This is a genomic window from Enterococcus sp. DIV0174 (genome assembly GCF_050529065.1).
GTDB lineage: Bacteria > Bacillota > Bacilli > Lactobacillales > Enterococcaceae > Enterococcus_B > Enterococcus_B thailandicus.
In genome coordinates this window covers 1,705,378-1,730,164 of sequence record NZ_CP172881.1, presented here as the reverse complement: position 1 = coordinate 1,730,164, position 24,787 = coordinate 1,705,378, and the positions used below count along the sequence as shown (strand labels likewise).

Below are 24,787 nucleotides of genomic sequence, written 5' to 3'. Positions count from 1 at the left end.
TGTTGGCGCGACCTTTTTTATTGGTTTTACTCTATAATAAAAGAGACAGATCTGTAAAGAGCTATCTCTCAGTGATGCAGACGATGGGATTTGAACCCACACGAGCTAACGCTCACAAGACCCTCAATCTTGCATGTCTGCCGTTCCATCACGTCTGCAAAATAAATAACAAAATAATCATAGCGATGATTGCTTCAGATGTCAAGATAGAAAGTAGTGAAAAGAACGATGAAAAAATATGATGGTGAATTTTCTGGATTAGGAATGATTGCCGGGCTTTTAATTGGTTTAGCAAAAGGAAATATTTTGTTTGGCTTGATGCTTGGTGTTGTTTGTGGTGTGGCAATGGATTGGGGCGCTAATTTATGGAATGACTATCAGCAAAATAGAAACGATGATAGTTAAAAAATAAGGTTGAAGAACTGGATTTAACGAAATATGCTGGTATATTTATACGGGATAGAGTATGATATTGGATAACTTAGTAAATAACTATCGATAATATAGTCAGAAGTTTCTAACTTTTTGAAATGAGGGATCGGAGAATATGAGAGAATTTGAAAAGTCCAACAAATTAGAAGGTGTTAGTTATGATGTACGTGGTCCGGTTCTTGAAGAAGCAGACCGCATGCAAGAAGAAGGAATTAGCATCATGAAATTGAATACGGGGAATCCTGCCCCGTTTGGCTTTGAAGCACCTAATGAAGTTATTCGTGATTTGATTATGAATGTGCGTGAGTCAGAAGGTTATTCTGATTCAAAAGGGATTTTTTCTGCAAGAAAAGCGATTCAGCAATACTGTCAATTAAAAAAATTTCCTAATGTTACAATCAACGACATTTATACAGGTAATGGTGTCAGTGAATTAATTTCAATGTGTATGCAAGGGTTGTTAGACAATGGTGATGAAGTTTTAGTCCCAATGCCAGATTATCCGTTATGGACAGCCTCCATTGCACTTGCAGGAGGAAACCCCGTTCACTATATTTGTGATGAAGAAGCGGAGTGGTATCCGGATATTGCAGACATCAAGGCTAAAATCACTAGTCGTACGAAAGCAATCGTGATTATTAATCCAAATAATCCAACAGGGGCTCTTTATCCTAAAGAGTTATTAGAAGAAATTGTTGAGGTTGCTCGTCAAAATGATTTAATCATTTATTCAGATGAAATTTATGATCGCCTAGTAATGGATGGCTTAGAGCATATCCCAATCGCAACTTTGGCACCAGATTTGTTTGTCGTGACTCTAAATGGTCTTTCAAAATCCCATCGAGTAGCAGGTTTCCGCGTAGGATGGATGGTACTTAGTGGAGATAAGTCACGAGTGCAAGGATATATTGAGGGCTTAAATATGTTATCTTCGATGCGTTTGTGCTCTAATGTTTTATCCCAGCAAATCGTACAAACCGCTTTAGGTGGTTATCAAAGCGTAGATGAGTTATTGCTACCTGGTGGCCGAATTTACGAACAAAGAGAATATGTTTATAATGCGATTAATGATATTCCAGGTTTATCAGCAGTGAAACCTAAAGCAGCATTTTATATTTTTCCAAAAATTGATACAAAACGTTTTAATATTTTTGATGATGAAAAGTTTGTACTTGATTTCTTGCATGAACACCATATTTTACTTGTTCACGGTGGCGGATTCAATTGGCATCAGCCAGACCATTTCCGAATCGTTTATTTACCAAAATTAGATGATTTGAAGGTCATGGCTGGAAAAATGCGAGAATTTTTGACGACTTATCAACAAAAATAACGACGATTCTTAAGGAATTGTTTTGCTAGCCAAACAGTTTAGAAATGTCTGTGGCATTAAAAATGTCACAGCTTTTTCTTTGTTGTTAAAAAAGTTAGCAAAAAGTAAGTGAGTAATTTTCTTTCCCAAGAAAAAGTGAAACAGCCCTTTTCTTGAAGTTTACTCATCCGTAAAGTAAAATACTGTTATCATGCGAGTACGCATATTTTGGGGAGGATACATAATGGAAACGTTTGTCGATTCCTTTGGGACAATTATCAAGACAATACGAAAAGAACGAAACATGACACAAAAAATGCTTTCTCAAGGTATTTGTTCTCAAAGTGTTTTAAGCAGAATTGAAAATAATGAAGAATTGCCAAATGTTCTGGTAATGGCACAAATTTGTCAACGGCTAGGTGTGACCATTGATCATGTGATGACCTTATCCAATGGGGATATTCGTAAAAATCTGCAACAGTTAGACTTGCTAGATTTTTATTTTCAAAGGCGCGACTATCGCAAATTAGCACAGCTTTTGAAAAATGATGAAGTCAAAAGTAGCCTGTACTCAGATGCAGATTACCAACGTTACTATTACTATTTAGGTGTATGTGAATTTTATCTAGCAAAAAACATTTCTCAAGCTGTTTGTTATTTAAAAGAAGCGCTGACTTATTCGAGTCATAGTGAGCATGTGCATGTTTCTGATACGGAAGTTCAGTTGATTAGTGCAATTGGTAAGATTTATGGAGTTGCAGGAAGACCAACGGAAGCACGCTATTATTTGAGTAAAAGTATTCAACTTTTTCAACAATCGATTGAAACACGTGTCAAAAGTGAGTTGTCACAAATCTTTTATAACTATGGAACATTCTTATTTCAGCAAGGAGAAATCGATACGGCACTTGAGCATGTCAATCGAGGGATTCGTTGGACGCAAGAAAAAAATAGTTATTACTTTTTAAATGACTTGTTTGCATTGAAAAGTTTGATTTATAAAAAGAAAAATGAACCGCAAAAAGCAGCTTTTTATGAAGAATTGGCGCAAGCTGTTCGAAAGATTTCAAAAAACTCATAAATGGTGTAGACCATTATTGACTTTTGATAGAAATAAGAGTACCTTAAGGGTAGAAAATCAAAGGAGCGAGTTAGAATGAGAACTTTTATTTATGCTGACAAATTCTTTTTATCGTCAGGTGTAAAAAATGCCGGTTACCTAGAAATTACCGATGGACTATTTGGTGTGTATTCACAAGAATTACCAGATGGAGAAGCAAAAGTGATTGATCAAAGTGGTAAATGGATTGCACCTGGTTTAGTTGATACACACATTCATGGTTACATGAATCACGACGTAATGGATAATGATGCTGAAGGTATCAAAGTTATGTCTGAAGGGTTATTATCTTGCGGGGTAACTTCTTTCTTACCAACAACATTGACTTCAAGTAAAGAACGCTTGAAAGATGTAGCAGAAACAATCGGAAAAATGTATCAAGAAGCTCCAGGGGCAAAAATCAAAGGAATTTACTTTGAAGGACCTTTCTTCACAGAAGAACATAAAGGCGCTCAAAACCCTAGCTATTTTGGTGATCCAGACTTGGATACTTTCCATGAATGGCAAGAAGCTTCAGGTGGATTAATTAAAAAAATTGCTTTAGCACCTGAACGTCATGGTGTAGAAGATTTCGTTAAACAAGTAACAGATGAAGGCGTTGTCGTGGCTCTTGGTCACAGTAACGCAACAATTGATGAAGCTCAAAAAGCTGTTGAAGCAGGAGCTAGTGTCTTTGTTCATGCCTACAACGGAATGCGTGGATTGAATCACCGTGAACCAGGTATGGTTGGTGCATTATTATCATTAGAACATGTTTTCTCAGAATTGATTTGTGACGGACACCATGTTCATCCAAATGCTGCTGAAATTTTGATGGAAAAAGCAGGCCATGACCATGTTGCTTTGATTACCGACTGTATGATGGCAGGTGGGATGCCAGACGGAAATTATAATTTAGGTGAATTCCCAGTAGTTGTAGCAGAAGGAACAGCTCGTTTAGAATCAGGTAACTTAGCAGGTAGTATCTTACGACTAAAAGAAGCAATCAAAAACGTTGTTGACTGGGGTATCGCAACACCAGAACAAGCAGTTATGATGGCAAGTTTAGTACCAGCAATCAGCTGTAAGATTGATGATTCTTGTGGTAAGATCGTTCAAGGACGCGATGCAGACTTTATCGTATTGAATCCTGATATGTCACTTGAAGCAACTTATTTAGATGGTGTGGAACGTTACCACGCATAGAAATCTTTTTAAGAAAAAATCAAAAGGTGAAACAAAACGTATTTATGTTTTGTTTCACCTTTTTTATTTTTAGTTTTTTATTTAAAAAAATCATTTTTTGAAAAAAGTTTCGATTGAATTTTTAGAATTCGCATACTTTATTATGAGGGAAGAAAACGTGTTGTAATAATACAAGAAATCTTCCTTGATATGAGAATGAGGAAGCATAACCACTTCATGTTCATTTGCTAAGAGATAATCCCCATCAATTGTGCGAGCAACTAATTCGTAATGATCGAACATCTGCAGATACTCAGTGACTGTTATTGTTAGCTCAGACGGCGTTGCGGCTAGACTTTTTTGCAGATAGTCTGTCGATGGGAAAAGCACTAATTCACCAATTATTTCGACTTTTTCTTCTTGAAGCCATGTGATCGTTTTAGTTAATGTTTGGTTATACAGGATTTCAAACATAGAACCACCTATTTCTTATTTGGAATTTCAACTTTGAAGTTGATCGTTGTGTTTGCATTCAGTCCTTGTGCTTCGAGGGTTACACTTTCTGGGATCAATTCATTTTTTGTGTAGTTTGGTGTAACACGATAGCGAACAGTTTCGCCTTTGTTGAGTGCTTGTCGAATTGCTAGTTCGTAATAATTCATGTACGGATCATTAACTGGGAATTGATAAAGCGTGACCAAGTTTTTTCTTTCATCACCACTGCCACCAAATTGTTTGGCAATCAAGTGACCTCTGGAATGATCATATTTTGGTCCAGAAACAAAACCTGGTGGACGAATTTCTCGATTGGCACTAGTACCAGTGTTGATCATTTTTTTCTTGATTAGTGCTTCTGCACCTGTCGGACGTTTCAATTGATCAAGAGAGTGGTAGGTAATCCAACCATTCTGATTGTCTTTTAACTCATCTGCTGAAAAAGTCGCGAGACCTACTTCCTTTGGCCCAGAATTATTTCCAGTAGGGGCTAGATCTTCTTTAGTTGGTAATCCGTTTTGTGTATGCTGTTGGGTCACCTGTTCATGAGTAGTAGAAGAAGGTGTTGATTTGTCATTTGAAGAATTTAAATCCAACCCCAGCCAGCTAGCAGCTCCCACAATCAATAAGGTAAGTAGCGTGCCTAAAAGTTTGTTCATGTTTTTCATTTTTTCACCTCGTTATCCAGTATAGGTGAAATAGATTATTTATAATAGTAAAATTTATTAATAACGACAACAAAAACTCATAAAGTGTTGTCTTGAAGTCATAAAATACTGATTTTCACTCATAAAATGTGGTGTACACGCTTATTGATAATTGGTATGATAGAAGATAAAAGGAGGCGCTTTATGTTTGGGGGGATCGCATTAGAAACGATTTATTGGTATACGTTACTTATTTGTGCTGGAATCGCAGTTCTTTTGGTTATTTTTGGCGATGTATTTGATTTTGACGGGCCGCTAGATCCAATGTTGTTAGTACCTTGGTTAGCATTTACAAGTCTGTTTGGCTACTTAGGAGAAAGTTTGACTGAATGGTCGTCAGTTTTGATTTTTGTGATTAGTGCTGCAATTTCAAGTGTATTGGTATTCTTGCTCAATTTTTATATTTTGATGCCAATGAAGAATGCAGAAGCAACACTATCTTCGTCTGAAAAAACATTAGAGGGACAAGTAGCGCAAGTCGTTACACCAATTCCAATCAAAGGAATGGGAGAAATACAACTTCAAAGTGTAACGGGATCGATCAATCGACCTGCTTGTTTTTATGCGGAACAGGAAACAATGGCTCAAAGAGGGACAAAAGTGTTGATTATCGAAGTAAAAGACAGAGTATGTTACGTCATCCCATATGACGGAATGCTAAAATCTTAAGGGAGTGTGTTGAATGGTTATATCAGGAGCTTTTTTATCAGTTGCAATTGTTATCTTTATTTTATTGATGCTTTTAATTGTTTTCGTATCAAAGTATCAAACAGCAAAACCCGATGAAGCGTTAATTATCAGTGGTAGTTATTTAGGAAAGAAAAATGTCCACACAGACGAAAGTAATAATAAAATCAAAATCGTCCGCGGTGGCGGTGCATTTGTTTTACCCGTTTTCCAACGTTCTAACCGAATCAGTTTACTTTCTAGTAAGTTAGATGTTTCTACGCCAGAAGTTTACACAGAGCAAGGTGTACCAGTTATGTGTGATGGAACATCGATCATTAAAATCGGTTCATCTGTGGAAGAAATTGCAACAGCGGCAGAACAATTTTTAGGAAAAACAACCGATGAATTAGAAAACGAAGCGAGAGAAGTTCTTGAAGGACATTTACGTTCAATCTTGGGCTCGATGACAGTGGAAGAAATTTATCAAAATCGTGATAAATTCAGCCAAAGTGTTCAAGAAGTTGCTTCTGTTGATTTAGCGAAGATGGGGCTGATTATTGTTTCATTTACGATCAAAGAAGTTCGTGATAAAAACGGCTATCTTGATTCATTAGGGAAACCAAGAATTGCTCAAGTGAAGCGAGATGCAGAAATTGCGGAAGCCGAAGCATTGAAAGAAACGCGAATCAAAAAAGCACAAGCTGAAAAAGAATCACAAGCTGCAGAATTACAACGACAAACAGAAATCGCTGAATCAGTAAAAGAAAAAGAATTGAAGTTAGCAACTTATAAACAAGAACAAGATGTTGCTAAAGCGAAGGCAGACCAAGCGTATAACTTAGAAAGTGCCCGTGCACAACAACAAGTTATTGAGCAAGAAATGCAAATGAAGGTCGTTGAAAGACAAAAGCAAATTGAATTAGAAGAAAAAGAAATCATCCGTCGAGAAAAGCAATATGATTCTGAAGTGAAGAAAAAAGCAGATGCTGACCGTTACGCGAAAGAACAAGAAGCACAAGCACAGAAAGTAAAAGAAGTAACTGAAGCCGAGGCAGAACGTTTTAGAGTAGAAGCTTTAGCTGAGGCACAAGCAAGCCAAACTCGTTTGGCTGGTCAAGCGGAAGCCGAAGCCATTTTAGCAAAAGGGAAAGCCGAAGCCGAAGCAAAACAAAAAATTGCTGATGCCTTTAAAGAATATGGTGAGGCGGCTGTGTTAAGCATGGTGATTGAAATGTTACCACAATTGATGCGTGAAGCAGCACAACCATTAGGAAACATTGAAAAAATTTCTGTTGTTGATACTGGAAATGGATCTGGTGAAAATGGTGGAGCGAATCGAGTAACCGGATATGCAACCAACTTATTAGCATCCACACAAGAAACTTTAAAAGCAACAACGGGTCTGGATTTAAAAGAAATTATTGAGAATCTTTCAACCAAAGGGACTTCAAGTCAAGTGAATTTGTACGAAGGCGACTCAAAACCAGCAAATAATGACGAGGTATAGTTAAAAATCAAAAAGACCACTGTAAAATGTTTAATCATTTTACAGTGGTCTTTTTGTGGGACAATGTTTATTTTTTTTGTTTTTCGATTTGTTTTTCAATTTCTACTAAACTTTTACGCAAAGTACGTTCTTTCTTTTGTAACTCGACTAAATCTTCAGCCAATTCTTTTTTCTTCTCATCTTCTGGTGGTCGTAACACAAAATTAATTCCTAGAGCAATGAATGTTCCAATGAAGGTATCGAAAACCCGCTGTAATGCGTAAAGAGTAGACTCACCTTGAGGAATACTCAAAGAAATCATTAGCAAAGTAGAAATGGCTGAAATGATTCCAGAATTGTTGTCGATGCCATCTGAAACTACGATGGTTATGATAACCAAAACAGGTAATAAAAATAGTTCAACTAAAAAATCATTGTGGAAGTAGTGCTTGATGAAGAAAAAGATAATGGCTAGAACACCGCCAATTGAATTTCCGATGATTCGAGAGCGACCAAAGGAAACAGTCGATGTTAAATCTTGGCGTAAAGAAAAAACGGCTGACAGCGCAGCAATCAATGGATTGCCTCGCTGAAAGAAGTGAAAGACTAACATACAGATAAAAACAGCTAGTGCACTTTTTATAGTCCGCATACCGAGGCGGAAACGACCGATTTGCATAACTTTTTCTCCTTTAATCCCTTTTTTTAATCATAACGAATCTTCGGCATGTTTGCTAGTTTTTAGCGTAGAGGTTTAGTATAATTGGATGAAAAAAGGGGGAAATGTATGCGGATTGGTATGCGAACGATAAAAACAGTAATTAGTGCAACATTTGCGATGCTGATCGCGAACAGCTTGCCTTTACTTTATTGGCCTTCAGCTGGGATTATTGCCGTTTTGAGTGTTGGTAATACGAGGAGGTCGACAATAAGGACGGGTGTCGATCGTTTTATTGCTTTCATTTTGGCGACAGTCGTTGCTTTCCTTAGCTTTAAGCTCCTTGGTTTTTCTCCGATTGGGTTTGGATTCTTTTTACTTCTTTTTATTCCGTTAGCAGTTCAATTTAAGTTAACAGAAGGAATCGTTGTGAACTCTGTTTTGGTTACACAGTATTTAGTTGAGCAAAGCATGGCTGTGTCACTAATTTTAAATGCATTAGGATTGATGGTTATTGGCGTAGGATTAGCTTTAGTAGCAAATATTTACATGCCTAATACCGAAAAGCGGCTACAAGAAAATCAATTAGTGATTGAGGTTGAATTTCGCCAGTTGTTACAAGAAATGGCTGATTCATTGTTAAAAGAGGAAAACGAGCGACTTATCGAAGAAGATTGCCAACAACTATTAGCGTTTATTCGTACAAGTCAGTTAGAAGCTCGAAATCATCATGAAAATGATTGGGTCAGACAAGAAGGGTATTATGAAACTTATTTTTCAATGAGACGGGCACAATTAAATGTGTTAAATAATATGATTCAAAACTTAGAGCGGATTGAGTCACCCAATCCATACAGTGAGCAAATTTACGGTTTGCTAATCTATACAGCAGAAACGTTTGCTGAAGAAAATGACGGTACACGTATTATGGAGCGAATTTATGAAGTTTATGCTGAATATCGGCAAATGCCCTTACCACAAAAGCGGTCTGAGTTTGAGAATCGTGCAGAACTGTTTCAGTTTTTACAATCATTTAAAAGTTTTATTGAAATCAAAGCAGAATTTGCACAGCAAAACCAACAGAGTAATTCATAAAAAAGTGTCTGGGACAGGAATCAAAATGATTATGTCCCAGACACTTTTTCACGATTAAATGTTTTCTCAAAAGTAGCTCTCTCGGAAAAAGAAGCTGAATAATTTTTAAAAAATAGATGAAGCGATTTTTAAATTGCCCTTCTTACTTTTGAAGCTAATTATTTTTTGATTTCTGTTTGTCTAATTGTTACGCTTTTTGCCAATATGTGTGCATTTGGTCCAGAATGTCAATGACATCTTTGGTTAAATAAAGTGAGCGATTAGGTAATTCACCTTCAATCATCTGTACCATGTTCGCAATTTCATAATTTAAAGCTTGTGAAGTGCTGCCGCTTTCGATGAATTCTTTTGTACCATCGACATAAGTAATCTCAGCACGATCTGCACGTGGGTAATCAGTAATTGTAATGTAGCCATTTTCATAAGCAACGATACCAACTTTAGGCATTTTTGCTCGGAAGGTTAGGCTAACAGTTGCTAATTCGTCCTGATCATTTCGTAAAATCGTAACCGATTGTTCATCAACGCCTGTTTCAAACGGAATCATCGTCGAAGCAACTACTTCTGGTTGAGCAGTTAGAAAGAAACGCGCAAATGAAACTGCGTAGGTACCAATATCAAGTAAAGCACCGCCAGCTAAATCTGGATTGAAAAAACGATTAGTAGGATCTGGTTCCTTTGCACTACCAAAAGGAGCCTGAATCATTTTTAATTTACCTAATTTCTTGCTGTCAACTAGTGAATGAAGTCGTTGATAAAGTGGCATGTTAAAGATGGTCATTGCTTCAGCAAGAATCAACCCTTTTTCCTCCGCTAGTTTCATTGCCTCAGCTAACTCAGCAGTATTCATTGTGATTGCTTTTTCGCATAAGACGTGTTTTCCTGCTTCTAATGCTGCCAAAATGTGTGAAAGATGTTGGCGATTTGGTACAGCTATATAAATGATATCAATCTCGTCATCTGCCAAAAGGTCTTGATAACTTCCATAAGCTTTTTCAATACCATAATCTGTTGCAAATGCCTGTGCTTTGGCTAGCGAACGAGAAGCAACTGCGGATAGTGTACTTGAATTTTGATTGAAATTTTCAGCGAATTCTTTCGCAATTGTTCCTAAACCGATAATTCCCCATTGATATTTTTTCATGAGAGATAGCTCCTTTTTAATCTTTAAAATAGATGCAGTTTACCTATTAAGTATAGCAAAGTTTGACTTGATTTTAAGAAAAAGTGCCTAAACGATAAAAAAACTTGAAGGCGCAATGAAAAAGATGATTTTTTTTCTGAATTTAAGTAAAATGAAAAGAGGAGGGGATTCGGATGCATCAAGTATATATTGATCTTATTATAAGTGTATTATTAGAACAATTTGAATCAGAGCAATTTTTCTTAGACGAGTACCTACTAATCAATAAAGAAGAATGGGACGCATGGAAAAAGGGTGAAAAAAATTTACCATCTGAAGCTATGCAGAAAGTAAAAAATCTTTTTACTGATTATGAATGGATGTTGACCCAAAAAATTCTAAGACAGACAATTATTTTTCCAGAAAAGAGAACGATTGCTGTTGCTGAATACAAACAAATCAAGACACGAATTGCCCAAAAATGGTTGCACAGTGGCGTCGCAGAGGTTGAATTGATTCCGTTAAAAAATGAACAACATCCTAGCAGATACCTTGACTTGAAAGTGAGTATTCACTATGATGAATGGGGCTATGACGATATTTTGAATTTCCGATTGCCAGCGGATATTCAGCAACAAATCGAAGGCGAAAAAGTGGAACTTTTAGACTGGGTGAATGAAAACCTTGAGGAAACCTATGTCCATGAAGTAAACGCTGAGCATTAAAGGGAATGAAAGGATTTTTTAAGTGAAGAAAATTTTAGGTTTTGCTTCAGTCATTATTATGATTGGCGCGATGGGCTACATTTTTATGTCAGACCATAATGCTGGCGAAGTCGAGGCGACAAGACAAACAGAAGTAAAGAAAGCTGCAAAAAGTCCTAAAAAGGGGCTTGCCAGTATTACCGATACGACTGAAAGTTCATCAACAAATAAGAAAAGTAAACAAAAAACAAAAACGACGTCAGAATTACCTGATGTTAGTACAGATGACTGGAAGCTAGTATTAGTTGGACCAGAAAATAAGTTGGAAACTGAAGTAGATGAGTCAAGTCAATTGACGGCTTTATCAAATGGTTATTTGATTGATAAGAGAATTGAACCTGATTATCAAGAATTTTCCCAAGCAGCACAAGAGGCTGGTTATCCACTTGTCATGGTTTCAGCGTTTCGTTCAGTCACGTCACAAGAGCAAGTATTCGCACAACATGTCCAAGAAGTAATGGCACAACAGGGAATTACTGAAGAAGCAGCAACGAAAATCACGAAACAAACGATTACCGAGCCAGGCTATAGTGAGCATCATACGGGTTTAGCCGTCGATGTAGTTGATGAAGATTGGTACAACAACTATCCTTCAACTGTTTTGGAAGCTAGCTATGGCGATCAACCAGGTGCAAAATGGATTGCAGAAAATTGTGCTAAATATGGTTTTATTGTTCGCTATCCAAAAAATCGTGAAGATATTACCAAAATCACTTATGAACCTTGGCACCTTCGCTACGTGGGAAAAGAAAGTGCTGAATATATCACAAAAAATCAGTTGACGTTAGAAGAGTATTTGAATGAATTAAAGGAAAAGTAGGAACATAGATGGCAATTAAAAAATTCAAAAGTCGTCGACGGAAAAAAATGCGTTTCATCGTTTTATGCGCAGGAAGCTTACTCATCCTATTTGCTTTTTTTGCTTCTTTAAGAGGATTGATGACACCACTTACCGATCATTCGGCAGAGCAAGAAGCACAATCTCATCAAGAATTTATCCAACAACTTGTTCCGCATGCACAAGAATTACAAAATGCTTATGGTATCTTGCCGAGCATTATTCTGGGACAAGCAATTCTTGAATCAAACTGGGGGAAAAGCACGTTAGCGAGTGAATATAAAAATTTATTTGGAATCAAAGCTTATGGTGATCAAGAAAAAGTAAGTCTTGAAACCAAAGAATATGTCAACGAAGCATGGATTACGATTCAAGGTGAGTTTCGCGTATACCATTCATGGGAAGAATCCATGGATGACCATACTCAACTATTTATTCAAGGCGTTGACTGGAATCCGGCTTTGTACGAAAGAGTAATCACAGCAAGTAATTACCAAGAAGCTTCGCAAGCACTACAAGATGCAGGGTATGCAACAGATCCCACATATGCACAAAAAATTATTCAAGTAATTGAAACCTATCACCTTGATCAATACGATCGTAGATAACGCGGAGAGGAAGTGGCAGGATGGCAGAGTTTGTTCCTGAAATCATGACAGAATTAAGAAAAGATATTGTTCGTGTACCAGAAGTTATTTCGCAAGCAAGTGGAATTAAAGTTTTTGGTAAAAAAATTCGATCAATTATTTTTACAACGGATATTGCGATTATTAGAAACACGAATGCGAATGCAGTAATCGCAGTTTATCCTTTTACACCGCACCCAGCAATTACCAAAAGTATAATTGAAGCTGCGGACATTCCGGTATTTTCTGGTGTGGGAGGCGGTTTAACTCAGGGCGCTCGTTCTGCTTATATGAGTATGTTTGCTGAAGCACAAGGTTCCTTAGGCGTTGTCTTAAATGGACCAACGCCGTTAGAAACAGTTCGAGAAGTTTGTCGGATTGTTGACATTCCTGTAGTTAGCACGGTGACCTCTAAATATACAGAACTTGATGAAAAGCTAGAAGCAGGTATTTCAATCATCAACATTAGTGCTGGTAAAGAAACTGCAGAAACTGTTCGTTATTTCCGAGAAAAGTATCCGGAACTACCAATTATTGCAACTGGTGGTCCAACAGAGGAAAGTATCTTGGAAACAATTGAAGCAGGAGCCAATGCTATCACCTATACACCGCCAACAAATGGTGAATTGTTCAGTGCGAAGATGGACAAGTATCGTCAACTTGAAAAAGAGAATCATCAAAATTAAAAGAGACCTTTTCAAACGCGAAGCAAGTTAATTTGCTTCGCGTTTTTCTTGTTTTTCAAGTAAAAATAGCTGAAAAAACGAACAAAACATGAAAATAATGAAAAAAGATTAGATTTTAGAAAATTTTTATTGAAAGTACATTGTCAGTTTCAGTAAGTAGTGTTAGACTATTTTCAATCTTTAATCAATCGAATTTTGTTTAGAAGGAAAAATTTTTAATGAAAAACGATCGATTTACCTGAGGATTCTGTTAAAAAAACAACTCCTCTGGCTTTAAACATCTTATCGAGTTATTGTATATTACTGACTTGTCAGTTCTACATACCTACTTATATATCGTCATAATATGGATGACAGTTTCTAGCCAATGCCGTAAAGATTGGACTATAAGTAAAAGAGTGGACAACACACCCTTTTTTGCTTATTTTAAAGTAGAAGGGTGTTTTTCTTTATCAGAAATTTTACGATAGAGTGTGGATGAAAAAGCTATTAATTGAACAAAAAATCAAGGAAAAGGGGCAAAGAAAGTGAAAGAATTAGTTGAACGCATCAAAAAAGATGGGCGTGTATTGGGTGAAGGTGTGCTAAAAGTTGATAGCTTTGTGACTCACCAAGTAGATCCAGTTTTGATGGAACAAATGGGTCAACGTTTTGCAGAAGTATTTAAAAACCAAGGAATTACCAAGGTGGTAACGATTGAAGCTTCTGGGATTGCGCCCGCTTTATATGCTGCAAAAGAATTGGGTGTGCCAATGATTTTTGCTAGAAAAGCAAAAAGTTTAACGATGGACGAAGAACTTTTAACAGCTTCTGTCTATTCTTTCACCAAACAAGTAACAAGCACGATTTCAATTTCACGAAAATTTTTATCAGAAAACGATAAAGTTTTGATTATTGATGATTTCTTGGCAAATGGTCAAGCTGCTAAAGGATTGATTGAGTTGTGTCAACAAGCTGGGGCAGAAGTTGAAGGAATCGGAATTGTCATTGAAAAATCTTTCCAAGATGGACGAGAATTACTTGAACAAATGGGACTACGTGTTGTTTCTTTAGCGCGTATCGCTTCCTTATCAAATGGTCAAGTTGAGTTTCTTGAGGAGGACGCATAACATTGGAAAAAGAAACGCAAAATGGAAAAGCAGCAGTCTTAGGGTTACAACATCTATTAGCAATGTATGCAGGTGCAGTTGCAGTGCCATTACTAATAGGAACAGGTCTTGGTTTTAATCAAGAACAAATGACTTACTTGATTTCAATTGATATTTTTATGTGCGGGTTAGCTACTTTACTACAACTGACTGTCAATCGTTTCTTTGGAATTGGTTTGCCTGTTGTTTTGGGTTGTGCAATCCAAGCAGTAGCTCCGTTGATTTTGATTGGTACAGATAAGGGTGTTGGTGCAATCTATGGTTCAATCATCGCATCTGGGATTTTTGTGGTATTAGCTGCAGGCTTCTTTTCTAAAATCAAAAAATTATTTCCACCGCTTGTAACAGGAACTGTTATTACAGTCATTGGCTTGACCTTAATCCCTGTGGCAATTGAAAAAATGGGTGGCGGTAGTGCTGCTGCAACAAATTTTGGTGACAAAACTAATCTATTGTTGGCTTTTGTAACGATTGGATTGATTGTTGGTGTCCAAATGCTTGGCAAAGGATTTATTCGTTCAATTGCTGTATTGATTGGTTTAGTTGGCGGGAGCGTATTAGCTGGCTTGATGGGAATGATTAACTTAGAGGCAATTGGTCAAGCGCCATTGTTCCATGTACCACAACCATTTTATTTTGGAAAACCAACATTTGATATCTGGTCTATTTTGCTAATGATTATTATTTCGATTGTTAGTATGGTTGAATCAACAGGTGTTTACTTTGCACTTGGCGATATTACTGGTAAAAAAGTTGGCGAAGAAGAGCTGAAAAAAGGTTATCGTGCGGAAGGGCTGGCAGTTATTCTTGGTGGTATTTTCAACACATTCCCTTATACTGGTTTTTCTCAAAATGTTGGGCTAGTTCAGTTATCCGGAATCAAAACAAGAAAACCAATTTACTTTTCGGCTGCATTCTTGATTATCTTAGGTCTATTTCCAAAAATTGGTGCTATTGCCCAAATCATTCCTGAACCCGTACTTGGTGGCGGAATGTTAGTGATGTTTGGAATGGTGGCTGTTCAAGGAATTCGTATGTTGTTAGATGTTGATTTTGATAATGATAAAAATTTATTGATTGTTGCTGTTTCAATTGGTTTTGGATTAGGTTTCAACATCATGCCGTCTTTATTTGGACAGCTTCCTGAAACAATTCAAATGTTCACTGGTAACGGAATTGTTATGAGCAGTATTACAGCTATTGTCTTGAATTTGGTTTTTAATGGAATCAAAGAGGATGAAGCAATTATTGAAGAGGCATTCGAAAAATAAAAGTGAAAATAAAAGTAGCAGAAAATATTTTTTGTTACTTTTATTTTTTTGTTCAAAAAAATAAACACGAACGTTATTGTTGTATCGTTAATTAATATTCGATTTTTGTTTGACGTTGGAAAATTCACTTGTTAAAATATGAGTGTATTGTAGCAGAGAGGGGAAAAAAATCGTGGAAGTTGCAGTCATTATGGGAAGTATTTCGGATTGGGAAACTATGAAATTTGCTTGTGACATGTTAGATGAATTTGGTGTTGCCTATGAAAAAAAAGTTGTGTCAGCGCATCGCACGCCAGATTTAATGTTTCAATTTGCGAAAGAAGCAAGAGAAAGAGGAATTAAAGTAATTATTGCAGGCGCAGGTGGTGCAGCCCATTTACCCGGAATGGTTGCTGCGCAGACAACACTACCAGTGATTGGTGTTCCTGTTCAATCACGAACATTAAATGGTTTAGACTCGTTATTATCGATTGTTCAAATGCCAGGTGGTGTGCCAGTAGCAACAACAGCAATTGGAAAAGCTGGCGCAATTAACGCCGGACTACTTGCGGTACAGATGCTTTCAATGTATGATTTAGAATTGGAAGCTAAATTGGCTGAAAGACGTTCAATGATGGCTGAAACTGTTATAGAAAGTAGTGATCAACTTGGTTAAACCATTACTGCCTGGATCAACGATTGGTATTGTCGGCGGCGGTCAATTAGGTCGGATGATGACAATTAGTGCAAAAGAAATGGGCTTTAAAGTAGGTGTATTAGATCCTGTTAGTGGTTGCCCAGCAGCTCAAGTGGCTGATTGGCATATCGAAAGTTCCTATGATGATACTTTTGCGTTAGAAGAACTTGCTAGACGAACAGATGTCATTACCTATGAATTTGAAAATGTAAGTGTGGAAGCACTTAATGCTATTTTACCAAAATCATTTATTCCACAAGGTACGGACTTGTTGGCAATTACGCAAGACCGCCTACTAGAAAAATCATTTTTAGAAACAAATAATATTGTGATTGCACCTTATGCAACAATTGTTAGTCCAACAGATATTCAAGATGCAATCGACGGAATTGGTTACCCTTGTGTTTTAAAAACGACACGCGGTGGGTATGATGGCAAAGGCCAATGTGTATTGTATGGCCGAGCTGACTTAGCACCAGCAATGGACTTATTACGTAAAGGAACTTGTGTGTTGGAAGCTTGGATTCCTTTTGAAAAAGAAATTTCTGTCATGGTGGCTGGCAACGGTCAAGGAGAGTACACAACATTTCCTGTGGTAGAAAATGTTCACCGAAATAATATTTTGCATGAAACAATTGCACCAGCTCGTGTACCTGCTGAAGTAGTCGAGGAAGCTGAGCGAATCGCAAAAGTAGTAGCAAAAGCAGTGAACCTCTCTGGTGTTTTAGGTGTCGAAATGTTTTTGACTAAGACAGGTGGTTTATATGTCAATGAGTTAGCACCAAGACCACATAATTCTGGACACTATTCAATTGAAGCTTGTTCAATGAGTCAATTCGATGCACACATTCGTGGTATTTGTGGTTGGCCTTTAAGTAAGATTCGGTTGCTAAGTGATGCTGTCATGGTCAATGTGTTAGGTGAACAGCTGCTAGAAAGCTATCGTTTAATTGAGAAAAAACCAGATTGGCAATTCCATTTCTACGGTAAGAGTCAAGCGCAAAAAGGGCGTAAAATGGGACATATCACTATTTTGACTGAAGATACGCATGAAACGCTAGAAGAAATCTATCAAACCAACATTTGGGACTAAAGGAGAAAGTTAAATGTTAGAACGTTATACACGACCTGAGATGGGAAATATCTGGACAGAAACAAATAAATATCAAGCTTGGTTGGAGGTTGAGATTTTAGCAGATGAAGCTTGGGCAGAACTTGGCGATATTCCTAAAGAAGATGTGAAAAAAATCCGGGAAAATGCTTCATTTGATATCAATCGAATTTTAGAGATTGAAAAATCAACACGCCACGATGTTGTAGCTTTCACGCGTGCAGTATCTGAAACACTTGGCGAAGAACGTAAGTGGGTACATTATGGGTTAACAAGTACAGATGTTGTTGATACTGCCTATGGTTATTTAATCAAACAAGCGAATGATATTTTGCGTGAAGACTTAAAACGATTCACAGAAATTATTGGTGAAAAAGCAAAAGAACATAAATATACAGTCATGATGGGGCGGACACACGGGGTTCATGCTGAACCAACGACATTTGGCTTGAAATTAGCTACTTGGTACTCTGAAATGAAACGGAATATTGAACGGTTTGAACATGCAGCTAAAGGTGTAGAAGCTGGAAAAATTTCTGGTGCAGTAGGAACATTTGCGAATATTCCACCATTCATTGAAGAATATGTTTGTGAAAATTTAGGCATTCGACCACAAGAAATCTCAACCCAAGTTTTACCGCGCGATTTACACGCTGAATACTTTGCAACAATGGCATTGATTGCAACGAGTATTGAACGATTTGCGACAGAAATTCGTGGGTTGCAAAAATCAGAAACGCGTGAAGTCGAAGAGTTTTTTGCTAAAGGGCAAAAGGGATCTTCTGCAATGCCACATAAACGCAATCCAATTGGGTCGGAGAACATGTCTGGTTTGGCGAGAGTGATTCGTGGACATATGGTTACTGCGTACGAAAATGTTTCTTTATGGCATGAAAGAGATATTTCTCATTCATCTGCTGAACGAATTATTTTACCTGATACAACGATCCTTTTGGATTATATGTTGAATCGTTTTGGAAATATCGTGAAGAATCTGACGGTCTTCCCAGAAAATATGAAACGTAATATGGATGCCACATTTGGCTTGATTTATAGTCAAAGAGTATTGTTAAAATTAATTGATAAAGGCATGACTCGTGAAGAAGCGTATGATTTAGTTCAACCAAAAACTGCGCAAGCGTGGGATGAGCAAACAGCTTTCCGTCCTTTATTGGAAAACGATACTAAAATCACTTCTGTGTTATCAGCAGAAGATATTGAAGATGCGTTTGACTATCACTACCATTTAAAAAATGTCGACGCAATTTTTGAACGTGTTGGCTTGGCATAAGTCGATGAAACGCTACAGCAAAAAATGCTGTAGCGTTTTTTTTTGTGTAAATAAATAAAGAGGTTTGCCACTGATCTGGCAGACCTCTTTTGTTTTTTCAGTTAGTAGAACATTCGCTGATTACTTACGCAAGTGCTTGCGTATTTGTAAAATGAAGCGAGTGAAGCAGATTGAGTAAATAATCAATGAAATCATAATTGTATTCTTGAGTGTTAAACACGATTTGGATACGATATTGATTTTTGAATACTTTTTGTTCATGAATTTGATTGATTAACAACTCATGATTGGAATTCGTTTGATAGTGTGCAGTTTTTTTCCGGCATTCAGCATGACGTTTCGTTGCACGGCGAATTTTTCGGAAAGTATAAAAGCTTGTATCTTTATTGCACAGATAAACATCTTTGATACCCAATAAATCGTTGTATAAGCGAGCACGTTCTTCTGGTGTTAGTTCAGAAAGGAATTGTTGTGCAGTATAAGTTGAATCTTCCATATGCTAGTGCCTCCTTGAATAAACATACATGGTAATCACACGTTTACTATACCATTAAGTTTTTCTGATGTAAACGCTTCGGTTAAGGGTGTTTTTACACATTGATTGTCTAAAAGCGAACATTAGATGATTCTAATGCTAATAATGTACAGTAGTTGGTTGATTTACCTAAAAAGTGTTGTTAAAATCAAAAGTGAAAAGACGAACAAAAACAACTGTTTGTCAATTAAATGTAAGTTTATAAGGAGAGAGACTTGTGGAGAAAGCGGAATTGTTATACGAAGGAAAAGCAAAAAAAATGTTTGCAACAGAGGACAAACAAGTGATTTGGGTTGAATATCTTGATCAAGCAACTGCATTGAATGGGGTCATGAAAGACCAAATTCAAGGAAAAGGTGAATTAAATAATCAGATCACTAGCCGAATTTTCCAATACTTAACAAAAAAAGGAATTGACAATCATTTCATTGATATTTTGTCAAAAACCGAACAATTAGTAAAAAAAGTCGAAGTGATTCCTTTGGAGGTAGTTGTCAGAAATTTTGCAGCGGGAAGCTTCTCCAAACGATTAGCGGTACCAGAAGGAACCTTGTTACCTGAACCAATCATCGAATTTTATTATAAAGATGATTCGTTAGATGATCCGTTTATCAATGAAGCACACATTGCATTCTTAGAACTTGCAACACCAGCTGAAATTCAAGAAATCAAGTTGATCGCCTTACAAGTCAACGAAGCTTTACAGGAATTATTTGCGGGTATCGGCTTACAGTTGATTGATTTTAAATTAGAGTTTGGTCGTTTAGCAGATGGAAAAATCTTACTTGCTGATGAGATTTCTCCTGATACTTGCCGTTTATGGGATAGTGACTCTCATGAGCATATGGATAAAGATGTGTATCGTCGAAAAATCGGTAATTTGGTTCCAGTTTATCAAGAAGTGTTGGCTCGGTTGAACAATTATTCATTCTAATAATCATTGCTACTTAAAAACTTACTTTTAAAGGAGAAAAACAAATGTATTTTGTAAAAGTTTATGTGACGTATAAAGATTCTGTATTAGATCCACAAGGAGAAGCAGTAAAACATGCAGTGCATCGAATGGGTTATGAAGAGATTACAGAAATTCGTATGGGAAAATACTTTGAAATTCAAGTTGCACCATCACAGGCATCGGTTGAAGAAACGATTGAACAAATTTGTGACAAATTATTAGCGAATGTCAACATGGAAACATATCGTTACGAAATTGAGGAAATGGAGGAAGTTTAGCATGAAGTTTGCAGTGATTGTTTTTCCTGGCTCAAACTGTGATGCAGATATGCTGTGGGCTGTGCAAGAAATTATGGGTGTGGAAGCAGCCTATGTTCGTTACGATGAAGATTCACTTTCTGGATTTGACGGTGTATTACTTCCTGGTGGTTTTTCTTACGGTGATTATCTTCGTTGTGGAGCAATTGCTCGCTTTTCGACAATTATGCAAGAAGTGATTCGTTTTGCTGAAGAAGGCAAACCAGTATTTGGAACGTGTAATGGATTCCAAATTTTAACTGAAGCAGGATTACTCCCTGGTGTTCTACGCAGAAATGAGTCGTTACAATTTATTTGCAAGACAGTTCCGTTAAGAGTTGCAAATAATCAAACGGCGTTTACCTCAGAATATCGTGAGGGTGAAGTGATTCAATTGCCAGTCGCTCATGGTGAAGGAAATTATTTTTGTGACGAAGAAACGTTACGTGAACTAAAGGAAAATAATCAAATCGTTTTTACGTATGAAGAAGAAAATATCAATGGCAGTGTGGAACGTATCGCAGGAATTACGAACCAAGCTGGAAATGTTCTGGGAATGATGCCTCATCCTGAACGTGCGATGGAGCAGTTATTAGGTTCAGAAGACGGAAAACGTTTCTTTCAATCAATGATCAAAAACTTCGGGAAGGTGACTGTTTAGATGAAAACAATGATGGAGCCAACAGCACAAGAAATCAAAGAGCAGAAAATCTACACTGAATGGGGTTTGTCTGATGAAGAATACCGCATGATTGAAGAAGATATATTGGGTAGAATGCCTAATTATACTGAAACAGGTCTGTTTTCTGTTATGTGGAGTGAACATTGTTCTTATAAGAATTCCAAACCTGTTCTACGAAAATTCCCGGTTATTGGACCGAACGTTTTGCAAGGACCTGGTGAAGGAGCTGGGATTGTGGATATCGGTGATGGGCAAGCAGTCGTTTTTAAGGCAGAAAGTCATAATCATCCTTCTGCTGTAGAACCTTATGAAGGTGCAGCAACTGGAGTTGGCGGGATTATTCGTGATATTTTCAGCATGGGTGCACGACCAATTGCGTTGCTTGACTCTTTACGTTTTGGTGAGCTGAATAATTCACGCACAAAATATTTACTTGATGAAGTAGTTGCGGGAATTGGTGGCTATGGTAATTGTATTGGTATCCCAACAGTTGGTGGCGAGATTGCTTTTGATGCTTGTTATGAAGGGAATCCATTAGTCAATGCGATGTGTGTTGGGTTGATTGACCATAAAGATATTCAAAAAGGTCAGGCATCAGGTGTCGGAAATTCTATTATGTATGTCGGAGCTAAAACAGGTCGTGACGGTATCCATGGTGCAACATTTGCTTCAGAGGAGTTTAGTCAAGAAGAAGAACAGCAACGCTCTGCTGTTCAAGTTGGTGATCCTTTCATGGAAAAATTGTTGTTGGAAGCCTGCCTTGAGTTGATTCTGAAACATGCAGAAATTTTAGTAGGTATCCAAGATATGGGTGCTGCGGGATTGGTATCATCCAGTTCAGAAATGGCTTCCAAAGCAGGATCAGGTTTGATTTTAACGCTAGATGATGTGCCCCAACGAGAAACAGGTATGTCTCCTTATGAAATGATGTTATCTGAATCTCAAGAACGTATGTTAATTTGCGTCAAAGCTGGTGCAGAGGAAGAAGTAAAAGCGTTATTCAAAAAATATGATTTAGATGCTGTAACAATTGGAAAGGTAACAGATGATGGCCAATATCGTTTATATCATCATGGAAATGAAGTGGCTAACTTACCAGTTGATGCTTTGGCAGAAGATGCGCCAGTTTACGACAAGCCAAGAAAAGAACCAGCGAGAATGGCGGAGTTTCGAACAATGCCAGCATATGTGCCTGTCATTGGCGACCCAAACGAAACACTCTTATCGTTATTAGCGCAACCAACAATTGCTTCAAAGAAGTCAATTTACGAAACGTACGACTCTCAAGTTCAAACAAATACCGTTGTTCGTCCGGGAAGTGATGCAGCTGTTTTACGAATCCGCGGAACGAAAAAAGCTTTAGCAATGACAACTGATTGTAATGCAAGATACCTTTATTTAAATCCAGAAATCGGTGGTCAGATTGCAGTTGCTGAAGCAGCACGAAATATTGTTGCTAGCGGTGGAAAACCTTTAGCAATTACAGATTGCTTGAACTATGGTTCACCGGATAAGCCTGAAGTTTTTTGGGAACTTTGGCACTCGGCAGATGGAATAGTAGAAGCTTGTCGTACCTTTGAAACACCAGTTATTTCTGGAAACGTGTCACTTTACAATGAAACAGATGGCAAGGCAATCTATCCAACTCCGATGATTGGTATGGTAGGTTTGATTGAATCGCATGAGCAGATTACTACGCAGGAATTTAAGCAAGCAGGAGATCAAATTTATGTTATTGGTCAAACAGGCAATGATTTTAATGGGAGCGAGATTCAAAAGCTTTTGACAGGAACGATTCAAGGTCAGTTAACTAATTTTGATTTAGCAGTTGAAAAGAAAAATCAAGACTTAATGTTAGCTGCTATTCAACAAGGCTTGGTAGCTAGTTCTCATGATTGTTCTGAAGGTGGCCTGGCGGTTGCCATTGCAGAAGCTGCTTTTGCGAATGGATTAGGTGTTAAAGTTCAAGTCGAGTTGACTGTTGCGGAACTTTTCTCGGAAACACAATCACGATTTGTGGTGTCAATCAATTCGGAAAATCAGACAGCTTTTGAACAATTAGCAGGAGAACAGGCTTACCATCTTGGTGAAGTAACAGCTGATTCTCAATTGCGAATGCAAGCAGTTGATGGCGAAATCAATCTAACAACTCAAATGGCTAAAGCAAGCTGGGAGGAAGCTATTCCATGTCTTATGAAGTAAAAAGTTTGAATGAGGAATGTGGGATTTTTGGTGTCTGGGGACATCAGGATGCAGCAAGTGTTACTTATTTTGGCTTGCATAGCCTACAACATCGTGGCCAAGAAGGTGCGGGGATTGTTTCGAATGATGAAGGCAAACTCCATGGGCATCGCGATCTTGGTTTATTATCAGAAGTATTCAAAGATCAACGAAAATTAACTCAATTAACAGGAAATGCAGCAATTGGTCATGTGCGCTACGCGACTGCGGGAAATGGAAGTGTCGATAATATCCAACCATTTTTATTCAAGTTTTATGATGTTTCAGTTGGCTTAGCCCACAATGGTAATTTGACTAATGCTCGCTCTTTGCGAAAAGAATTAGAGCAAGATGGAGCCATTTTTCATTCAAATTCGGATACAGAAATTTTAATGCATTTGATACGTCGAAGTGACGAAGAAACATTTTTAGCAAAATTAAAAGCATCTTTGAACAAAGTAAAAGGCGGTTTTGCGTATTTACTAATGACAGAAGACGCAATGATTGCGGCGCTTGATCCTAATGGGTTCCGTCCATTAGCAATTGGACAGATGAAAAATGGTGCTTATGTCGTTGCCTCTGAAACCTGTGCTTTAGAAGTAGTTGGTGCAGAATTTCTCCGTGATGTGCATCCCGGAGAAGTAGTGATAATCAACGATGAAGGACTAAGAATTGAAACGTACACACAAGATACACAGCTAGCAATCTGTTCAATGGAGTATATCTATTTTGCACGACCAGATTCGAATATCAATGGGGTCAATGTCCATACTGCTCGAAAAAATATGGGTAAAAATCTAGCGGAAGAAGCACCAATCGAGGCAGATATGGTGGTAGGTGTCCCCAATTCTTCTTTGTCAGCTGCCAGTGGGTATGCTGAAGCTAGTGGAATTCCTTATGAAATTGGTTTAGTAAAAAACCAATATATTGCGCGAACCTTCATTCAACCTACACCAGAGTTACGCGAACAAGGTGTGCGTATGAAACTATCAGCTGTTCGAGGAGTAGTAGAAGGTAAAAAAATCGTGATGGTAGACGACTCAATTGTACGTGGTACGACAAGTCGACGAATCGTCCGGCTATTAAAAGAAGCTGGGGCGAAAGAGGTCCATGTTCGAATTGCTTCTCCACCCCTAAAATATCCTTGTTTTTACGGAATCGACATTCAAACGAGGAAAGAATTGATTGCTGCTAATCATAGTATCGAAGAAATTCGGCAATGTATTGGTGCAGATTCTTTAGAATTCCTTAGTGAGGAAGGTTTGATTACTGCCATTGGGTTAAAAGAAGAAGCGCCTTATTCAGGATTATGTATGGCTTATTTTAATGGTGACTATCCAACTCCTTTATATGATTATGAGGAGAAATACCAAGCATCTCTAAAAGAAAAAGTTTCGTTTTTCTAATAATAAAGGAGTGAATCATCG

26 protein-coding genes, 1 tRNA gene and 1 riboswitch are annotated in these 24,787 nt (G+C 37.5%); of the genes, 21 read left to right on the top strand and 6 right to left on the bottom strand.

The genetic code is table 11. The features are described 5' to 3' along the window. Window positions 1–75: 75 nt before the first annotated feature. Window positions 76–158, bottom strand: a tRNA-Leu gene (locus IGJ93_RS08185). Between the two features lie 70 nt (window positions 159–228). Between IGJ93_RS08185 and IGJ93_RS08180 the strand changes: the two genes are divergently transcribed. The 4 genes from IGJ93_RS08180 (at window position 229) to nagA (ending at window position 4,049) form a co-directional block, all read left to right on the top strand. Further along, complete coding sequence (locus IGJ93_RS08180; protein WP_169819340.1) at window positions 229–405, top strand: hypothetical protein; 177 nt, start codon at window positions 229–231, stop codon at window positions 403–405. Window positions 406–547: 142 nt separating this feature from the next. Continuing rightward, entirely contained in the window at window positions 548–1,765 is a 1,218-nt protein-coding gene (locus tag IGJ93_RS08175; RefSeq protein ID WP_067481116.1) for a pyridoxal phosphate-dependent aminotransferase, read from the top strand. A 223-nt stretch (window positions 1,766–1,988) separates the two neighbouring features. Continuing rightward, window positions 1,989–2,825, top strand: a complete 837-nt coding sequence (locus tag IGJ93_RS08170) for a helix-turn-helix domain-containing protein (RefSeq protein ID WP_067481119.1) — start codon at window positions 1,989–1,991, stop codon at window positions 2,823–2,825. A gap of 75 nt (window positions 2,826–2,900) precedes the next feature. Then, window positions 2,901–4,049 carry an N-acetylglucosamine-6-phosphate deacetylase gene (gene nagA, locus IGJ93_RS08165; RefSeq protein ID WP_285701465.1) on the top strand — a complete coding sequence of 383 codons (1,149 nt, stop codon included), beginning with the start codon at window positions 2,901–2,903 and terminating at the stop codon, window positions 4,047–4,049. A gap of 90 nt (window positions 4,050–4,139) precedes the next feature. On the opposite strand, the gene IGJ93_RS08160 is transcribed toward nagA, so the two are convergent. Both IGJ93_RS08160 and IGJ93_RS08155 read right to left on the bottom strand, forming a co-directional pair. Next, entirely contained in the window at window positions 4,140–4,502 is a 363-nt protein-coding gene (locus tag IGJ93_RS08160; RefSeq protein ID WP_285701463.1) for a hypothetical protein, read from the bottom strand. Window positions 4,503–4,510: 8 nt separating this feature from the next. Then, window positions 4,511–5,191, bottom strand: coding sequence for a DNA/RNA non-specific endonuclease (locus IGJ93_RS08155; RefSeq protein ID WP_071869293.1), 681 nt, complete (start codon window positions 5,189–5,191; stop codon window positions 4,511–4,513). Between the two features lie 183 nt (window positions 5,192–5,374). Here IGJ93_RS08155 and IGJ93_RS08150 point away from each other — a divergent pair, with 183 nt between their 5' ends. Further along, window positions 5,375–5,899, top strand: coding sequence for an NfeD family protein (locus IGJ93_RS08150; RefSeq protein WP_067481131.1), 525 nt, complete (start codon window positions 5,375–5,377; stop codon window positions 5,897–5,899). A gap of 13 nt (window positions 5,900–5,912) precedes the next feature. Then, window positions 5,913–7,406, top strand: coding sequence for a flotillin family protein (locus tag IGJ93_RS08145; RefSeq protein ID WP_071869292.1), 1,494 nt, complete (start codon window positions 5,913–5,915; stop codon window positions 7,404–7,406). A 67-nt stretch (window positions 7,407–7,473) separates the two neighbouring features. Here the strand turns inward: IGJ93_RS08145 and IGJ93_RS08140 are convergent, their stop codons facing one another. After that, window positions 7,474–8,064, bottom strand: a complete 591-nt coding sequence (locus tag IGJ93_RS08140; RefSeq protein WP_071869291.1) for an FUSC family protein — start codon at window positions 8,062–8,064, stop codon at window positions 7,474–7,476. Between the two features lie 108 nt (window positions 8,065–8,172). On the opposite strand from IGJ93_RS08140, the gene IGJ93_RS08135 reads away from it, so the two are divergent. Then, a complete protein-coding gene (locus IGJ93_RS08135) occupies window positions 8,173–9,138 on the top strand; it encodes an aromatic acid exporter family protein (protein WP_075491351.1) in 966 nt (321 codons plus the stop codon). A gap of 187 nt (window positions 9,139–9,325) precedes the next feature. On the opposite strand, the gene IGJ93_RS08130 is transcribed toward IGJ93_RS08135, so the two are convergent. Then, window positions 9,326–10,282 carry a Gfo/Idh/MocA family protein gene (locus IGJ93_RS08130; RefSeq protein ID WP_075491352.1) on the bottom strand — a complete coding sequence of 319 codons (957 nt, stop codon included), beginning with the start codon at window positions 10,280–10,282 and terminating at the stop codon, window positions 9,326–9,328. A 173-nt stretch (window positions 10,283–10,455) separates the two neighbouring features. Between IGJ93_RS08130 and IGJ93_RS08125 the strand changes: the two genes are divergently transcribed. From IGJ93_RS08125 to purB, 9 genes are all read left to right on the top strand, one after another. Then, window positions 10,456–10,986: a hypothetical protein gene (locus IGJ93_RS08125; RefSeq protein WP_067481146.1), complete on the top strand. Its 531-nt coding sequence runs from the start codon at window positions 10,456–10,458 to the stop codon at window positions 10,984–10,986. 22 nt (window positions 10,987–11,008) lie between these two features. Beyond that, window positions 11,009–11,845, top strand: coding sequence for a M15 family metallopeptidase (locus IGJ93_RS08120; RefSeq protein ID WP_270492433.1), 837 nt, complete (start codon window positions 11,009–11,011; stop codon window positions 11,843–11,845). 8 nt (window positions 11,846–11,853) lie between these two features. Further along, window positions 11,854–12,471, top strand: coding sequence for a glycoside hydrolase family 73 protein (locus IGJ93_RS08115; RefSeq protein ID WP_067481152.1), 618 nt, complete (start codon window positions 11,854–11,856; stop codon window positions 12,469–12,471). A 20-nt stretch (window positions 12,472–12,491) separates the two neighbouring features. Then, entirely contained in the window at window positions 12,492–13,175 is a 684-nt protein-coding gene (locus tag IGJ93_RS08110) for a hydrolase (RefSeq protein WP_067481155.1), read from the top strand. 309 nt (window positions 13,176–13,484) lie between these two features. Further along, window positions 13,485–13,582, top strand: a riboswitch (purine riboswitch). A 120-nt stretch (window positions 13,583–13,702) separates the two neighbouring features. Then, a complete protein-coding gene (locus tag IGJ93_RS08105; RefSeq protein WP_071869288.1) occupies window positions 13,703–14,284 on the top strand; it encodes a xanthine phosphoribosyltransferase in 582 nt (193 codons plus the stop codon). A 2-nt stretch (window positions 14,285–14,286) separates the two neighbouring features. Beyond that, the gene (locus IGJ93_RS08100) at window positions 14,287–15,594 is read left to right on the top strand and encodes a nucleobase:cation symporter-2 family protein (protein WP_071869287.1); all 1,308 of its coding nucleotides are present in this window, start codon (window positions 14,287–14,289) and stop codon (window positions 15,592–15,594) included. 172 nt (window positions 15,595–15,766) lie between these two features. Beyond that, window positions 15,767–16,249, top strand: coding sequence for a 5-(carboxyamino)imidazole ribonucleotide mutase (purE, locus tag IGJ93_RS08095; protein ID WP_256869131.1), 483 nt, complete (start codon window positions 15,767–15,769; stop codon window positions 16,247–16,249). Continuing rightward, the gene (purK, locus tag IGJ93_RS08090; protein WP_172843728.1) at window positions 16,242–17,363 is read left to right on the top strand and encodes a 5-(carboxyamino)imidazole ribonucleotide synthase; all 1,122 of its coding nucleotides are present in this window, start codon (window positions 16,242–16,244) and stop codon (window positions 17,361–17,363) included. Before purE ends, purK begins: the two co-directional genes overlap by 8 nt. Before the next feature lie 13 nt (window positions 17,364–17,376). Beyond that, on the top strand, window positions 17,377–18,672 hold the full coding sequence (gene purB / locus IGJ93_RS08085) for an adenylosuccinate lyase (RefSeq protein WP_067481167.1): 1,296 nt from the start codon (window positions 17,377–17,379) through the stop codon (window positions 18,670–18,672). Between the two features lie 124 nt (window positions 18,673–18,796). Here purB and IGJ93_RS08080 read toward each other — a convergent pair whose 3' ends face one another. Beyond that, window positions 18,797–19,168 carry a hypothetical protein gene (locus IGJ93_RS08080; protein ID WP_067481170.1) on the bottom strand — a complete coding sequence of 124 codons (372 nt, stop codon included), beginning with the start codon at window positions 19,166–19,168 and terminating at the stop codon, window positions 18,797–18,799. 256 nt (window positions 19,169–19,424) lie between these two features. Here IGJ93_RS08080 and purC point away from each other — a divergent pair, with 256 nt between their 5' ends. Genes purC through purF form a run of 5 tightly spaced genes read left to right on the top strand, consistent with a single transcriptional unit; the run spans window position 19,425 to window position 24,766 of the window. Then, window positions 19,425–20,141: a phosphoribosylaminoimidazolesuccinocarboxamide synthase gene (gene purC / locus IGJ93_RS08075; protein WP_270344805.1), complete on the top strand. Its 717-nt coding sequence runs from the start codon at window positions 19,425–19,427 to the stop codon at window positions 20,139–20,141. Between the two features lie 44 nt (window positions 20,142–20,185). After that, the gene (purS, locus tag IGJ93_RS08070) at window positions 20,186–20,440 is read left to right on the top strand and encodes a phosphoribosylformylglycinamidine synthase subunit PurS (RefSeq protein ID WP_067481176.1); all 255 of its coding nucleotides are present in this window, start codon (window positions 20,186–20,188) and stop codon (window positions 20,438–20,440) included. Between the two features lies 1 nt (window position 20,441). Then, window positions 20,442–21,119 carry a phosphoribosylformylglycinamidine synthase subunit PurQ gene (gene purQ / locus IGJ93_RS08065; protein WP_067481179.1) on the top strand — a complete coding sequence of 226 codons (678 nt, stop codon included), beginning with the start codon at window positions 20,442–20,444 and terminating at the stop codon, window positions 21,117–21,119. Further along, window positions 21,120–23,342, top strand: coding sequence for a phosphoribosylformylglycinamidine synthase subunit PurL (gene purL, locus IGJ93_RS08060; RefSeq protein ID WP_430596913.1), 2,223 nt, complete (start codon window positions 21,120–21,122; stop codon window positions 23,340–23,342). After that, window positions 23,327–24,766 carry an amidophosphoribosyltransferase gene (purF, locus tag IGJ93_RS08055; RefSeq protein ID WP_071869283.1) on the top strand — a complete coding sequence of 480 codons (1,440 nt, stop codon included), beginning with the start codon at window positions 23,327–23,329 and terminating at the stop codon, window positions 24,764–24,766. The genes purL and purF overlap by 16 nt, the downstream gene beginning before the upstream one ends. Window positions 24,767–24,787 lie beyond the last annotated feature (21 nt).